Below are 14,578 nucleotides of genomic sequence, written 5' to 3'. Positions count from 1 at the left end.
CCCGAAACGCTCGCAAGCCAGATGGCCAGTGCCCCGCCTGCGAACTTGCCCGCCAACTTCACTGCGCCTTCTCCCCGTAAACCACTTTTTCAACTGCATAGACGGGATCGGACAGCGCCGCGGTGAACTGGAAGCACACGTCCGTCTCGTCGCTGAGTTCGGGCCGGTCCGGCAGATTCGCCGTGAAGGTGAACTGCTGAGGCGCGGTCTTCGGATCGGGCAGCGGGAACGAGGCCAGCACAGTCGAGCCCGGCATGGGATCGTGCTGCTTCTGCTTGGGATCGGCACTCTTGTCCGCCGCGCGGCATCCCGCGCTGATCACCAGTTCGCCGTGCGTCGTCACCGCGTAATGCCTGACCAGCGCTGCTTCATCATGCGCGAGCCCGTAATTGCGCGGCAAGCGCGCGACCGAAACGGTGATCGACTTCGCATGGGCCAGCGGCGCGTGGTCGTCGGCCTGACAGGTATCGAAGATATTGACGTTGTAGGCGGGCGCATTGTCCGTCGCATCCGCATTGAGCGGCACGCGCAGCCCCTGCGAACCGCGCGGACAGGCGGTAAGCGTGGAACTGGTGGAAGTCAGCAGCGCCTCGCGCGCGGTGTCGAAGCGGCGCGGTGCCGAAAGCGCGGTGCCATCCGGCGCGAAGCTGGCAGCAGTGACGACCGTGCCCGGCTTCACCGAAAGGGCCTTTGCATAGGCGGGGGACTTCGCGCCCGGCGCCTTGCCATCCAGCGTGTAGTGGATGGTGCCGTAAGGCGCCTGCATCGCCATGGTCACGCCGATGCTCTTGGCATCGAGCGCCGCGCCGCGCGTCTGCGTCGGCGTGAAGGCCACGCCGAAAGCACTGTCGGACACCTGGAAGCCGCCCTGCTTCCAGCGGCGGATCTGCGGCGTCAGGCGCGCGAGGAAGCCCGGATAGTCCTTGCTTGCCACCGGCGGAGACCAGGCCACTTCGGCAATCGCGCCCAGACGCGGGAACAGCTTGTGCTGCAATTGCCAGGGCGTGACGATGTACTCGCTCCAGGCATTGCCCTGCAGGCCCATCACGTGCTGCGCCTTGGAGGCATCGATCCCCTTGGGCATCGGATCGTAGCGATAGACCGCTTCCATCGTCTGGATCGAGATGCGCCCCGGCGCTTCGTCCGGCAGGGTCGATTCCAGATTGTCGAGATAGAGGTTCGGCGCGGGCGAGAGCACCACGTCGTGCCCGGCGTTGACCGCATCCACCGCGCCCTGCTCACCGCGCCAGCTCATCACCGAGGCGGAGGCCGGGAGGCCGCCTTCGAGGATCTCGTCCCAGCCGATCAGGCGGCGGCCGTGTTTCGCGAGGTATTCGCCGAACTGGTCGATCATCCAGCTCTGCATCGCGTTCTCGCTCTTGATGCCCAGCTTGCGCATCTGCGACTGGACTTCGGGCGAACGCTCCCACTGGTCCTTCACCGCCTCGTCGCCGCCGAGATGGATGAACTGCGAGGGGAAGACCTCCATCAGCTCATCCAGCACGTTGCGCACGAACGTCATGCCGCCTTCGTTGGGATTGAACAGCCAGGGGAAGATGCCCCAGCTGTTGCCCACCGCAGGCCGGTCCCCCAGCATGCCCAGTTCGGGATAGGACGCGACCAGCGCCTGCGCGTGGCCGGGCAGGTCGATCTCCGGCACCACGGTAATGCCGCGCGCGGCGGCATAGGCGACGAGCGCCTTGAGCTGCTCCTGCGTGTAGAAACCACCGGTTTTCGGGCCGGGTCCGTGGCCGGTATCGGGCCCCGTGCGCCATCCGCCGATGCGGGTGAGTTCGGGGTAGCGCTTGACCTCGAAGCGCCAGCCCTGATCGTCGGTCAGGTGGAAATGCAGGGTGTTGAGCTTCACTTCCACCATGCGGTCGACGATGGCGTAGATGGATTCCATCGGCTGGAAATGGCGCGCCGGGTCGATCATCACCCCGCGCCAGCCAAAGCGCGGTGAATCCTGGATGGTCAGCACGGGAACGGAAACGCCCTTGCCCGCCGCGGCTTTGGCATCGGCGGTCAGCAGCTGCATCAGCGTCATCGCGCCGTAGACGAGGCCGGACTTGCCCGAGGCCGAGATCACCGCGCCGCCGGGCGTGACGGTCAGCCGGTAAGCTTCCGCGCCGGAAATCGCGGGATCGCGCTCGAAGCGGATCGGTGCGGTGGCAGCGCCGGGCGCGACCGACAGCACAAGGCCGTTGGCACCCTTCACATGCTCGACAAGCAGGCGCGCCGCTTCGGCGGCATCGGCATCGCCGGCGGGAACGCCGATCGCGGCACCCGAACCGATGGTGAGCTTGCCGCTGCCCTGCTCCACCGAAGCAGGCCACGGCGCGAGCGGGAGGGAGGACGCGGATTGCGCGTAAGCAGGGGCCGAAAACGCCAGGCCCGCAAGAATCGCAGCCAGTGCCGCTCCGCTGCCCCGGACCTGCCGAGACCTTTTTGCCGTCATCCTCATACCTGCCCCCTTGTTTTTTGCGACCAGAGCCATCAACGTAACCAAAATATATCCTTTAGAGCAATAGGTCTTATCCGATTGCTGCAAAATGGGCTTGGACCGAGACAATTTGATGCGATTGTCAGCACGACATGACCAATGTAAAGCCATTCGCAAAGAATGGGACAAGGGGGGATCGAATGTCGTTTTCTGACCGGATTGGTCGTCTGCGCGAAGGTAACGCGGCGCCGCTGTATATCCAGCTTCAACAGCTGATCCGCGACGCGATTTCCGAAGGCGTGCTCGATCAGAACGAGGCGATTCCGCCCGAACGCAATCTCGCCATCGAATACGATGTCTCGCGCATCACCGTGCGCAAGGCCATCGCTGGCCTTGTCGAGGAAGGCAAGCTGACGCGCCGACGCGGGGCTGGCACGTTCGTCGCCTCGCGCGTGGAAAAGAGCTTCTCCAAGCTGACCTCGTTCAGCGAGGATATGGAAGCACGCGGCAGGCGCGCCTCCAGCGCCTGGATCTCGCGCACGACGGGGGCGGTCAATTCGGACGAAGCCATGGCGCTGGGCCTCGCGCCCGGCAGCACCGTGCTCCGCTTCACCCGCATCCGCTATGCCGACGACGAACCGCTCGCGCTCGAAATCTCGACGATTGCCGGATACTGCCTGCCCAGCATCGATGCCGTCGGGGATTCGCTTTACACCGCGCTGGAAAAGAGCGGAAACCGGCCGGTCCGCGCACTCCAGCGCCTGCGCGCGGTGCCCTTCGGCACCGAGCACGCGCGGATGCTGGGTGTCGATCCCGGCCACGCCGGTCTGCTGATCGAGCGCCACGGCTTCCTGCGGGACGGCCGCCCCGTGGAATTCACCCGCTCGTACTATCGCGGCGATTCCTATGACTTTGTTGCGGAGCTTATCGAAGGATCATGAAGCGTCGTGAATTGCTGCTGCGCGGCGCCTCTACCGGCGCCGTCGCTACCCTGTTGCCTGCTTTCGCTCCTTCCAGTTTCGCTGCTGAAACCCCGTTCGGCCCCGGCATGCCCGACGGTCTGCCGATGCCCGCGCCGCTTGCTGGGCCCTCGCCCCGCCTTCCCGAAACCGACCCCTCGCGCACGCTGCTCGAACGCGGCTGGCGGTTTCACGAGGGCGAGGTCTCGGTGCCCGAGCCTGCCGACCACAACGCCACCTACCTCTCGGTCAAGGCCGGCAATGCGCGCGGCTCCGCCGCCCTCGCCTTCGACGATTCCGACTGGCCGACCGTCGATCTCCCGCATGACTGGGCCATCGCGCAGGACGTGAGCGAGACGGCCAATGTCTCGCAGGGCTACCGTCCGCGCGGGATCGGCTGGTATCGCCGCCTGCTGCGCCTGGACGAGAGCCAGAAGGGCCGCCGCCTCGAACTCCATTTCGACGGCATCGCCACCCATGCCACGATCTGGATCAACGGCAGCGAAGTGGCCCATTCGTGGTCCGGCTATAGCAGCGTCATTGTCGATCTCACCCCCTTTGCCCGCTTCGGAGACGAGCTGAACTGGATCGCCGTGCGCGTCGATGCGCAGGCGCGCGAAGGCTGGTGGTACGAAGGCGCCGGGCTCTACCGCCACGTCTGGCTGGTCAGCCGCCCCGCCCTGTCGATCGAGACCGACGGCGTGCACTGCGATCCCGTGCGCCAGCCGGACGGGACATGGCAGGTTCCGGTCGAAGTGCGGCTCACCAATGTCGGCGAGGAAGCGGGGCAGGCCGAGATTTCGGCCCGTCTGCTCGATCCCGAAGGCCGGGAGATCCACCGCTCCGGCGGCGCGGCCACTGTTGGCCCGCTGGAACAGGCGCAAGTGACCACCGCGCTCATCCCCGGGCCGGTCAAGCTCTGGTCGCCCGATGCGCCGGTGCTCTACTGCGTCGAGGTGGACCTGCTGCGCGAGGGCAAGGTCGTCGACACCCGGCGCCAGTTCATCGGCTTCCGCACGGTCGTCTTCGATCCCGCGCGCGGCATGATCCTCAACGGCGTGGAGACCAAGCTCAAGGGCGTCTGCATCCATCAGGACCACAGTGGCGTCGGCACCGCGATCCCCGATGCGCTGGCGCTCTGGCGGCTCCAGCGGCTGAAGGCGATGGGCTGCAACGCCATCCGCATGTCGCACAATGCCCCCGCCAAGGAAGTCTTGGACTGGTGCGACCGGCTGGGCTTCCTGGTCATGGGCGAAAACCGCCTGTTCAACCCGGCGCCGGATTATTTGGCGCAGCTCGAATGGATGGTGCGGCGCGATCGCAACCATCCCTCCATCGTGCTGTGGTCGGTGTTCAACGAGGAACCGATGCAGGGCACCCATGCCGGTGTCGAGATGGTCCGCCGCATGCGCAAGGCGGTGCGAGCGCTGGACACGCAGCGCCCGGTGACGGCGGCGATGAACGGTTCGTTCTACAACCCGGAGAACGTCTCCACCGTCGTCGATGTGATGGGCTTCAACTACTATCAGGGCGATTACGACAAGTTCCACGCCCTGCACCCGGACAAGCCGATCACCAGTTCGGAGGACACCAGCGCCTACGAAACGCGCGGCGCGTTCGAGTCCATTCAGGCGCAGCAGGTCATCACCTCGCTCGACAAGGAATCGGCCTCCTGGGGCGCGACCCACCGCGACAGCTGGAAGATGATCGCCGAGCGTCCTTTCGTGGCGGGCGGCTTCGTCTGGACCGGTTTCGACTATCACGGCGAGCCGACGCCTTACGCATGGCCCTCCACCAGCAGCTTCTTCGGCATCATGGACCTCTGCGGCTTCCCCAAGACCGCTTTCGGCATCCATTCCGCCCACTGGCGCGACGACGCGCCGATGATCTGGCTGGCCCCGCACTGGACATGGCCGGGACGCGAGTGCCAGACGCTGGAAGTCTTCGCCATAACCAATGCCGAAGCCATCGAACTGCGCCTGAACGGCGAAGTCATCGAGCGCGTGCCCGCCGCCGACCGGATCATGGGCCATTCGTTCAAGGTGCCCTATCGCCCCGGTCGGATCGAGGCGCTGGCACTGCGCGGCGGCAAGGTCGTCGCCAGCGCGGTTCATGAAACCGCAGGCGCGCCCGTCGCGCTGCGCCTGACGCCTGCCCGGCAAGCCATCGCCAGCGACGGCGAGGACGTGCAGGCGATCACCGTGGACTGCGTGGATTCGCGCGGTCGCCACGTTCCCACCGCCAATCTGCCGGTGGAATTCGCGATCACCGGGGGCCGGATCATCGGCCTCGGCAACGGCAATCCCAACGACCACGACAGCGAAAAGGGCAACAAGCGCGCGCTGTTCAACGGCCTTGCGCAAGTCATCGTCGAGGGCGACGACAGCGGCAGCCGGTTGACGCTGACGGCCACTACCGGCGGCCTGCGGCCTGCCCGCCTCTCACTCGCCCGCGCACCGCGCGAACCGCGTGCACAAGTGCCGCCGGTGCCTGCCGAAATGCCGATCACCGACTGGCGCCGCTCGGCCCTGTTCGCGCAGCAGCCCGATCCGGCACTCGCGCCGGTGGACGGGGACAACAACTCGTGGGACTTCGTGCGCTCTGGCGTCGCCGCGGCTGCCGGCAACAGCGGCTGGCGCAGCTATCGCACCCGCTTCACGCCGTGGAAGAAGATCGCGGCGCAAGGCGGCACGCTCCACTTCGCGCAGATCACCGGCGCCGCCGAAGTCTGGCTGGACGGCAAGCTGGTCGCGCGCAAGGCGGACACTGCGGCGGCTTCACTGACCGCCACGATCCCGCCGGGCACGGGACCGCGCACGCTGGCCGTGCTGATCGAGGCGAAGGACAGCGCGCCAAGCGGGATCACCGGAAGGGTCTACGTCTCGGGCTGAGCGCCCTGCGCGAAAAGGCCCAAAATGTGCTTGCGCCTGTGACAAGAACGGCTCAGCTTGGGTGCCCACACCCTTGCGCGTCAGACGCAAGACAAGAGGACGCCGCCTGCGGCGAAGCTCTGCCTACAGCGCCCGGCGCGCCTTCGCATGAGAGGAGGCGGACCGATGGGCACAGCTCCCAGCGCCAATTTAGCCCCCAGCCCCCGTTCCGCCTTCGGCGCCTCGGGGGCTCGCATGATCGCTCTGGTCGGACCGGCAGGAGCGGGTAAGACGAGTCTGGCGGAAGCGCTGCTTTTCGCGAGTTCCGCGATCAACAGAGCCGGTTCAATAGAGGCCGGCTCCACGGTCGGCGATGCGAGTTCCGAAGCGCGTTCGCGCGGCGGTTCGACCGAAATCAATCTTTCGCATTTCGACTGGCTGGGAGATCGGTTCACACTCCTTGATCTGCCGGGCGCGGCGGGCTTTATCGCCGATGGTTTTGCGGCCCTGCAATCGGCAGACCTTGTTCTGGTGGTGGTCGATCCGGTGCCTGAACGCGCAGGTCTGGTCGAACCTCTGTTGCGGCGACTGGACGCGCTGGACATTCCCCACGCCATCGTCGTCAACCGCGTCGACACCGCACGCGCCGGATCTGTCCATGACTTGATAGACAAGTTGCAGCCGCTCAGCCGCGAGCCGCTGGCGCTCCGCCAAATTCCCATTCGCGAAGGCGAGCAGGTGGTCGGCTATGTCGATCTCGCGATGGAGCGGGCCTACCGATACCGTTCGGGAAGCGAATCCCAGAAGATCGAGATGCCAGCGGATATCGCCGATCTGGAGCGGGCCGACCGCGGCAAATTGCTCGAAACATTGGCGGATTTTGACGACGAGCTGCTCGAAACCCTGCTGATGGATGACATCCCCGACGCCATGAAGGTGATGGCCGACCTTGCCGAGGATACCGCGCACAATCGAGTGATTCCCGTGGTGCTGACTTCGGCGCTCACCGGAGGGGGTATCCACCGTTTGCTGAAGCTGCTGCGCCATGAAGCTCCCGGGCCGATGGAAGCCGCGACGCGCGTCGGCACGACCGATGGCATTCATGTATTCAAGGTGGCGCAAGGAAGCGCTGTCGGACGGCTCACGTATGCGCGGGTCTATGGCGGCCTGCTCCAGGAGGGTGAGGAACTTGTCGTCGGAGACAAAACCGCCCGCTGCGGTTCCCTGTTTGCCGTGCAAGGCGAAAAGACCGTTAAACAGGCGAGTGTCGGCACAGGCGAGGTGATCGCCATATCCAAATTGGACGATGCTTCCGTGGGCATGGTGCTGGCCCGCAAAGGAGGTGCGCCGAGCGACGTGGCCGTGCCGGACTATCCGCCGCGCAATGCGAAACTGGCCATCGCGGCGCGTGATCGCAAGGACGACGTCAAGCTTTCTGCCGCTCTTCACAAGCTGTGTGACGAAGATCCGATGCTGGAGTGGGGACATGACGAGGCTACTCGCGAGACCCTGCTCAGGGGCGTGAACGACGATCATCTCGAGGTTGTTCTTGCCCGGCTCCGGCGTCGCTATGGCGTCGTGGTGGATAGCCGGCCGCCAAGCGTCGCCTATCGGGAATCCATCCGGAAGAGCGCGACGCAGCGCGGACGGCACAAGAAGCAGTCGGGCGGGCACGGCCAGTACGGCGATGTCGTCCTCGAAATCGCTCCGCTTGAACGCGGTGAAGGCTTTCGTTTTTCGGACCGCACTGTCGGCGGCGCCATCCCGAAGCAGTGGATTCCTGCGGTGGAAATGGGCGTGCGCGACGCGCTGGAGGCCGGGCCATTGGGCTTTCCGGTTGAGGATGTTGCGGTTACGCTGACCGACGGCTCCCATCATTCGGTGGATTCTTCGGAGCTTGCCTTTCGCATCGCCGGCCGCATGGCTGCCAGTGAGGCCCTGGCAGCCGCCGCGCCTTATCTGCTTGAGCCCATCTGCCGGCTGGTGGTCGATATGCCGACGGGTACCGGCTCGAAAGCCGTCTCGGTACTTTCGAGCCGACGAGGACAAATCCTCGGCTTGTTGCCGCATCCGGATTGGGAGCGCTGGGAGCGCGTGGAAGCGCTTTTGCCCGAAGCAAACTTGCAGGGGCTCGACGGGGACTTGTGCTCGCTGAGCCAAGGGCTCGCCCAGTTCACCGTCAGCTTCGATCATCTCGCCGAGCTGACCGGAAAGCAGGCGAGCGAGGTCGTATTGGCCCGAAAAGACGTGGCAGCGGCATAACTCCCTGTTTCCGCAGGTCGCAGAATTTGGGAAGATCGCCGTAAGAGCGTTGCAGGCCTTCCACACGGTAGCGTCTGGATTCGTTCCGGATGGAAGCGACTGGAGAGGCGCAGCGGGATGCAGACTACTGACAAGAGAAGCGATCGGTTCGCGCTGGTCACTGGCGGGGGTTCGGGTATCGGCGAAGCGATCTGCCACCGGCTTGCGCGGGATGTGACAGCCGTGGCGGTGCTGGATATCGACGTCGATGCGGCACGTCGGGTCGCCGAAGACATCAAGCATGCGGGCGGCAACGCGATCCCCGTTCATGGCAATGTCGCGGACCGTGTTTCGATCGAAGAGGCCGTGAACCGGGTTCATGCGGAACTCGGCCCGGTGACGGTACTGGTCAACAATGCCGCTATCGAAGGTTTTCAACTGTTCGAAGACATCGAGGAGGCAAGTTGGGAACGCGTGATGGAAGTGAACCTCAAGGGTCCTTACATCGCGGTTCAGGCGGTTCTCGCGGATATGCGGGGCGCCGCCTGGGGGCGCATCGTCAACATCTCCTCTCTGGCAGCGCAAATCGGCGCCTTCAAGATGGCCCATTACAGCGCATCCAAAGGTGGTGTGACATCGCTGACGCGCACCCTTGCGATCGAACTGGGCGCGCAGGGGATCACGGTGAACGCAATTGCCCCCAGCTTCATCGACACCCCGATGGCGCGCCGCGCGATTGCCGCGAGCGACCTGCCGATACCCTTTGAAGAGATTTTGAAAAGCTACCCTATCCCGCGTTTTGGCCGCCCCGAAGAAGTCGCCGCGGCCTGCGCGTTCTTCGCATCGGACGAGGCTTCCTACATCACTGGCCAGCTTCTGGGGGTCAACGGGGGCGCAGCATTCTAGAGCATGATCGGATCGTACTGACCGGGAATTACGTCCAAGCCTTTCCGCCGACATTCCGGCCGGACGTCGGCAATGGCGCCCTCACGGGAACAAGGGCATCCGAAAACTTGCCTCCAAACCGATTGACGTTGCGGGCCGGAGCCGACATATGGCGGTCCAAGGCGATGGATTTCCGCCGGGCCGTCCGGCCGAACCGCCCTTGCAAGGGCCGATGATTCCTACTTGGCGCCGCAAGGCAGCAAAGGAGGAATTGTGCGCGCGACTTTTCATAACCTGTTCAATGTGGCGGCGTTCTTTGGCGATCGTCGTGATCATGCCATGTCGGTGGTGCGCTGGACACTGATCCTGGTCCCGATGGCCGCACTGGTCGGGACGCTGTGCGCAGCATTCCTGTGGAGCCTTGACGCCGCTACCCGGCTGCGGTTCGACTTTCCCTGGCTGCTGTACTTCCTTCCCGTGGGCGGCGCGGCCATCGCCTGGCTCTACCACCGCACCGGGCGGTCGGTGGAAGCCGGCAACAACCTCATTGTCGAACAGATCCACGAACCGGGTGGCGGCGTGCCACTGCGCATGGCGCCGCTTGTCTTTGCAGGCACCATCGCGACGCATTTTTTCGGAGGCTCGGCCGGTCGTGAAGGGACCGCAGTGCAGCTTGGCGGCAGTCTTGCCAGTGCAGTTGCCAGCCTGTTCAAGCTCGATCCTCCCGGCATCCGCATCCTGCTGATGGCAGGTATTGCGGCGGGCTTTGGCGCTGTGTTCGGCACTCCGCTGGCAGGCGCCGTCTTCGCGCTGGAAGTGTTGGCGCTGGGGCGGATCGAATATGCCGGCATCATGCCCGCCCTTCTTGCGGCGCTGGTGGGCGACTGGACGTGCCATGCCTGGGGCATCCACCACACGCCCTACCACATCGCCTATGTGGCATCGGATGCCGGCGCCCTTCTTGTCGAGCCGATGCTGCTTGCCAAAGTGGCGATAGCCGGCGTCGCCTTCGGGCTGGCCGGACTGGCCTTCGCGGAGGCCAATCACGCGCTCGGCGGCTTCCTCAAGCGCCGCGTCCCCTATGGCCCGACGCGCGCTGCGCTGGGCGGCGTCATGGTGATCGCGCTGGTCTATATCGTGGGCACGCGCGCCTATCTTGGCCTTGGCGTCTGGTCCGCCATCCCGGGCGACCCCACCATCGCGGGGTTCTTCACCGGCCCGGTCGATCGGTGGAGTTGGGCGCTCAAGTTGCTGTTCACGGTCGTAACGCTCAGCTCAGGCTTCAAGGGCGGCGAAGTGACGCCGCTGTTCTTCATCGGCGCGGCGCTGGGCAATGCGATGGGTTGGCTGCTGGGGGCTCCGCTCGATCTGTTTGCGGGGCTCGGCTTTGTTGCGGTGTTCGCTGGCGCTGCCAACACGCCGCTCGCCTGCACGATCATGGGCGTTGAATTGTTCGGCGCGACCCACGCGGTTCCCATCGCGGTGGCCTGCTTCGTCGCCTACATCTGTTCAGGCCATAACGGCATCTACCTGTCGCAGCGCATCGCCGTGCCGAAGCGGGCCTCACGCGCGCATCTCGGGGCGGCCACGCTGCGTGACGCGCGTGCGACGCGCAGCATGCCCCGCCCGCATTCTTCCACCGGCATCACCAACGAGCAACGTTGATGGCCCCAAAACACAAGGCGTGCCGGGCGAGATTGGGATGAATCGTTAGGTCAGGCCGCCGATCGCGCCGGGAATTGCGCCATCAGCTTGGCAACCTCCTTCTCCACTTTATCGGTATTGAGCTTCGAGCCGACATCGTCGACCGCCTTTCCGTGCCAGAGCGGCCGCTTCGTCTTCGCGTCGAAGGCATCCACGGACAGTTGCCCTTCCGTATATTGGCGTACGTCCACCTGCCGCCCGAAGGCGCCCCAGGTCTCGACATCGGTCTTGTCCTTGGCACCGACGGTGATGATGACGGCAAGGTCACCGTCATCCGCCTTGGCATAGCCCTTGCCGGTCAGGCCCTGCTCCACTCCCATCCGGATGCGCTCGAAGGCCACCGGGTCCATGCCGGAGGGCGGGCGCTCATTCACGATATGGAATGTCTTGTAATCGGCGAAGTTCACGCCGGGCGTTGCATCCGACGAAACTTTCGAAAAGCTTGCCGTGGGCGTTCCCAGCGCAATTGCCATTGCCAGGCAAAGTGCAATCCGTTTCATTTTCAACCTCCGCATCGGCCATTGGATGGCGGCGAGACTAACGCGCACCGATTCTCATGTTATTGCGGTTTTTCCCGAGAAATATGGGCGGTAACCCCGATCTTCCGCGAAATTTGTGGCGCCCTTTGCCGCGCCTCATCGCGGGTGCGGAAGACCGCGCCGCAGATCATCTCTGATTTCAGCATTTCGCTCACCCGTTCCTCAGACTTGCCACCCCACCGGTCGTTCTTCTAAGGGCGCCGTGAACAAGAATCGGCAGCTCCATCGTCCGGTCAGATCGAGGGACCTCTTCCATGCGCAAGAATATTGCGTGGCCGCTGGCATTTGCCGGTGTGTCTACGCCAACGCTCGCCCACGCAGCGAGCGCGGTCTCCAATCAGCCCAATGGCGCGGATACGGTCTGGATCCTGATCTCGTCGGCGCTGGTACTGATGATGTGCATGCCCGGCCTCGGCCTCTTCTACGGAGGGCTGGTGCGTGCCAAAAATTTCCTGGCGGTGCTTGTTCAGGTAGGTGCGGTCGCTGCGATCGCATCGCTGTTATGGATTGTGTGCGGGTACACCATCGCCTTTGGCACCGTCACCAACGGCTGGTTCGGCGCCGCCAACGCGCTGATGCTCTCCGGCCTCCCGGCCATGCGCGCCGGACTCACCCTGCCTGAAAATGCCTATGCCTTGTTCGAGATGTGCTTTGCAGCCATCACCCCAGCGCTCATGGTCGGGGCCTGGGTCGACCGGGCCCGCTTCAGCTGGGTCATCGGCTTTTGCGCACTGTGGAGCCTCGTTGTCTACGCACCTGTCGCGCACTGGATCTGGGGCGGCGGTTGGCTGGCGACCCAATGGGGTACGCTGGATTATGCGGGCGGCATCGTGGTGCATACCACGGCAGGTGTCTCGGCTTTGATCGTCGCGATCATGCTGGGCAAGCGTCAGGGCTTTCCCAAAGCGCTGATGCTGCCGCACAGCCCGGCCCTTACCATGGCCGGCGCTGGCCTGCTGTGGGTGGGATGGTTCGGCTTCAACGGCGGATCGGCTCTCGCTGGCAACGGCACGGCGGTGAATGCGATCATCAACACCCATATCGCCGCCTCGGCTGCCGCAATATCGTGGCTGCTGATCGAGCGTATCACTTTGGGCAAGCCGACCAGCGTGGGCTTCGCCACCGGCGCGATCGCGGGATTGGCGACAGTGACCCCGGCCGCGGGCTTCATTGCGCCCGGCGCCGCCCTGCTGTTCGGCGTGGTGGGAGCCGGTATCTGCTTCCCGATGATCCTGCTGGTCAAGCACAAGTGGGAAATCGATGACTCGCTCGACGTCTTTGCCGTTCATGGCGTGGGAGGCATGGCAGGTTCGCTCCTGCTTGGTGTTTTCCTGTCCAGCGGCCTGGGCGGCGTCGGCTACGCCGAGGGGATGTCCGGGGCCCGCCAACTCGTCGCGCAGTTGCTGGGCGTGAGTGTGGTCGCCCTTTGGTCAGCGGTTGCGACCGTAGCCATCGGGCTTTCGCTGGCACGGGTCCTGCCGATGCGGGTCAGCGAGGACGAGGAAGTCGACGGGCTGGACCTATCATCGCACGGCGAACGGGCCTGGGAGTTGGATTAAGTCACTCTCTGACCCTGTCCCGAAGGCGATCCTGCTGCTGCTGGAAACAGGTGGCGCCGGTGCCTTCGGGGCTGCCCCGAATCTCGCGTTCCGACCGGCGGCACGTGCTTTCGAACCGAATTCGCCTCGGCCCTCTCGGGCAGCTGCGTACGCCATGTCGCGTCTGGTTTACGTCATCCTTCATGCCGCCCGATACCTGCAATAATGCTGCAATATTTGCGACATCATTGCGCATCGCTGAGGTCGTAGTGGCCGTGCCGATAGCCACGACGGCACTATAAACACCCGCAGCTCCGGTAAAGAATACTCTCGACCGAAAGCCCTTTCGGAGGGGCAATCACCGACCACGACCAGTGGTAAAACCGACCAAGCTGCGCCTGTCTGTTTCCGTCCTCATTTCTTTAAGAACAAACGGAAATTCATGCGATCGCCAATTCATCAACGCGCTTCGGACACGGCCTCGTTGGTCAATTCAGACGCGATACAAGTCAGCAATATCTTTCCGACGCCATTGGCCAGCATCGAGCATCCCGATGCTTCGCGTCTCAACCGCGATCTGACCACGGCCATATTGGCGCGGGAAGCAGCCGATCCCGGCGTTCGGCACAGCAATCAGGGCGGCTGGCAATCACAGGATGACTTCCTCGACTGGAGCGGCGAGGCAGGCGCGGATCTCGTTGCCTTCGCCCTGGCTTTCGCCAACAGGATGTCCGCCATATGGCATCCCCAGCAGGGCTTGCTTGAAGCCAATCTTGACTGGGCTTTCAATGCTTGGGCGAACGTGAACCGCCACGGCCAAGGCAACATCGGGCACGCACATCCCGGTTGCTACTGGTCGGCCGTATATTGGGTCGATGACGGAATGGATGACGCCGAAGGTTTGGGCGGAGAGCTCGAATTTCTCGACCCGCGCGGCTCCATGCCGATCATGCTCACACCTGCGATAAAGATGCGCATAGAGGGTTGCTTGTTGGCAGGCCTCAAGCATCAGGTTCGCCCCTCGTCAGGCACGCTGCTCATGTTCCCGTCATGGCTGATACATGCGGTGAACATTTTTGAAGGCAAGCGGCCCAGGATTTCCGTGGCGATCAACTTCGTACCGCCGCTGGCGGCGTAAGGCCCACTTCACCGGGGCGGCCGGCCATGCCCCCCACGCCCCCCCCCTATGCAGGATGGGATCCGCGCAAATCCGGCCGCAGCGAAGCGACAGCTTCGGCGGCCGATGCGGCGCCGAAAACGCCCTCTTGGGCGTTTTCGACCAGCCTCTGAGACGCGATCGCGCAAAAGCTGCCGCACACGGCGCGCGCCGGCGCCTACCCGTAGCCTCCGAAAAGACCGATGCGCGTCATTGCGCAAGCCTGGCGAAAGATCCATGATC

The 14,578-nt window shown here is 64.5% G+C and carries 9 protein-coding genes and 1 riboswitch; of the genes, 7 read left to right on the top strand and 2 right to left on the bottom strand.

Annotated elements, in window-relative coordinates; translation table 11 throughout:
* Window positions 1–58: 58 nt before the first annotated feature.
* A complete protein-coding gene (locus EDF56_RS06145; RefSeq protein WP_132386309.1) occupies window positions 59–2,458 on the bottom strand; it encodes a family 20 glycosylhydrolase in 2,400 nt (799 codons plus the stop codon).
* A gap of 185 nt (window positions 2,459–2,643) precedes the next feature.
* Here EDF56_RS06145 and EDF56_RS06140 point away from each other — a divergent pair, with 185 nt between their 5' ends.
* The 5 genes from EDF56_RS06140 (at window position 2,644) to EDF56_RS06120 (ending at window position 11,063) form a co-directional block, all read left to right on the top strand.
* Window positions 2,644–3,384: a GntR family transcriptional regulator gene (locus EDF56_RS06140; protein WP_132385885.1), complete on the top strand. Its 741-nt coding sequence runs from the start codon at window positions 2,644–2,646 to the stop codon at window positions 3,382–3,384.
* Entirely contained in the window at window positions 3,381–6,293 is a 2,913-nt protein-coding gene (gene galA, locus EDF56_RS06135; protein WP_132385884.1) for a beta-galactosidase GalA, read from the top strand. Before EDF56_RS06140 ends, galA begins: the two co-directional genes overlap by 4 nt.
* 234 nt (window positions 6,294–6,527) lie before the next feature.
* The gene (locus EDF56_RS06130; protein WP_243652422.1) at window positions 6,528–8,534 is read left to right on the top strand and encodes an elongation factor G; all 2,007 of its coding nucleotides are present in this window, start codon (window positions 6,528–6,530) and stop codon (window positions 8,532–8,534) included.
* 117 nt (window positions 8,535–8,651) lie between these two features.
* Entirely contained in the window at window positions 8,652–9,419 is a 768-nt protein-coding gene (locus EDF56_RS06125; RefSeq protein WP_132385882.1) for an SDR family NAD(P)-dependent oxidoreductase, read from the top strand.
* 151 nt (window positions 9,420–9,570) lie between these two features.
* Window positions 9,571–9,647: riboswitch (Fluoride riboswitch) on the top strand.
* Between the two features lie 24 nt (window positions 9,648–9,671).
* Entirely contained in the window at window positions 9,672–11,063 is a 1,392-nt protein-coding gene (locus tag EDF56_RS06120; RefSeq protein ID WP_165912096.1) for a voltage-gated chloride channel family protein, read from the top strand.
* Between the two features lie 50 nt (window positions 11,064–11,113).
* Here EDF56_RS06120 and EDF56_RS06115 read toward each other — a convergent pair whose 3' ends face one another.
* Window positions 11,114–11,575: a DUF4136 domain-containing protein gene (locus tag EDF56_RS06115; protein ID WP_165912095.1), complete on the bottom strand. Its 462-nt coding sequence runs from the start codon at window positions 11,573–11,575 to the stop codon at window positions 11,114–11,116.
* A gap of 320 nt (window positions 11,576–11,895) precedes the next feature.
* Here EDF56_RS06115 and EDF56_RS06110 point away from each other — a divergent pair, with 320 nt between their 5' ends.
* Both EDF56_RS06110 and EDF56_RS06105 read left to right on the top strand, forming a co-directional pair.
* Window positions 11,896–13,200, top strand: a complete 1,305-nt coding sequence (locus EDF56_RS06110; protein WP_132385880.1) for an ammonium transporter — start codon at window positions 11,896–11,898, stop codon at window positions 13,198–13,200.
* Window positions 13,201–13,663: 463 nt separating this feature from the next.
* Entirely contained in the window at window positions 13,664–14,317 is a 654-nt protein-coding gene (locus EDF56_RS06105; RefSeq protein WP_207904637.1) for a TIGR02466 family protein, read from the top strand.
* Window positions 14,318–14,578 lie beyond the last annotated feature (261 nt).

Origin of the sequence: Novosphingobium sp. PhB165, assembly GCF_004341845.1 — a bacterium.
Taxonomy (GTDB): domain Bacteria; phylum Pseudomonadota; class Alphaproteobacteria; order Sphingomonadales; family Sphingomonadaceae; genus Novosphingobium.
Note: the sequence above shows the minus strand (reverse complement) of the source record. Positions and strands in the feature narration are given on the sequence as shown.

Coding starts and splice junctions, on each gene's coding strand:
- EDF56_RS06140 (WP_132385885.1), top strand. CDS start 2,644: ATGTCGTTTTCTGACCGGATTGGTCGTCTGCGCGAAGGTAACGCGGCG.
- EDF56_RS06145 (WP_132386309.1), bottom strand. CDS start 2,458: ATGACGGCAAAAAGGTCTCGGCAGGTCCGGGGCAGCGGAGCGGCACTG.
- galA (WP_132385884.1), top strand. CDS start 3,381: ATGAAGCGTCGTGAATTGCTGCTGCGCGGCGCCTCTACCGGCGCCGTC.
- EDF56_RS06110 (WP_132385880.1), top strand. CDS start 11,896: ATGCGCAAGAATATTGCGTGGCCGCTGGCATTTGCCGGTGTGTCTACG.
- EDF56_RS06130 (WP_243652422.1), top strand. CDS start 6,528: ATGATCGCTCTGGTCGGACCGGCAGGAGCGGGTAAGACGAGTCTGGCG.
- EDF56_RS06115 (WP_165912095.1), bottom strand. CDS start 11,575: ATGGCAATTGCGCTGGGAACGCCCACGGCAAGCTTTTCGAAAGTTTCG.
- EDF56_RS06125 (WP_132385882.1), top strand. CDS start 8,652: ATGCAGACTACTGACAAGAGAAGCGATCGGTTCGCGCTGGTCACTGGC.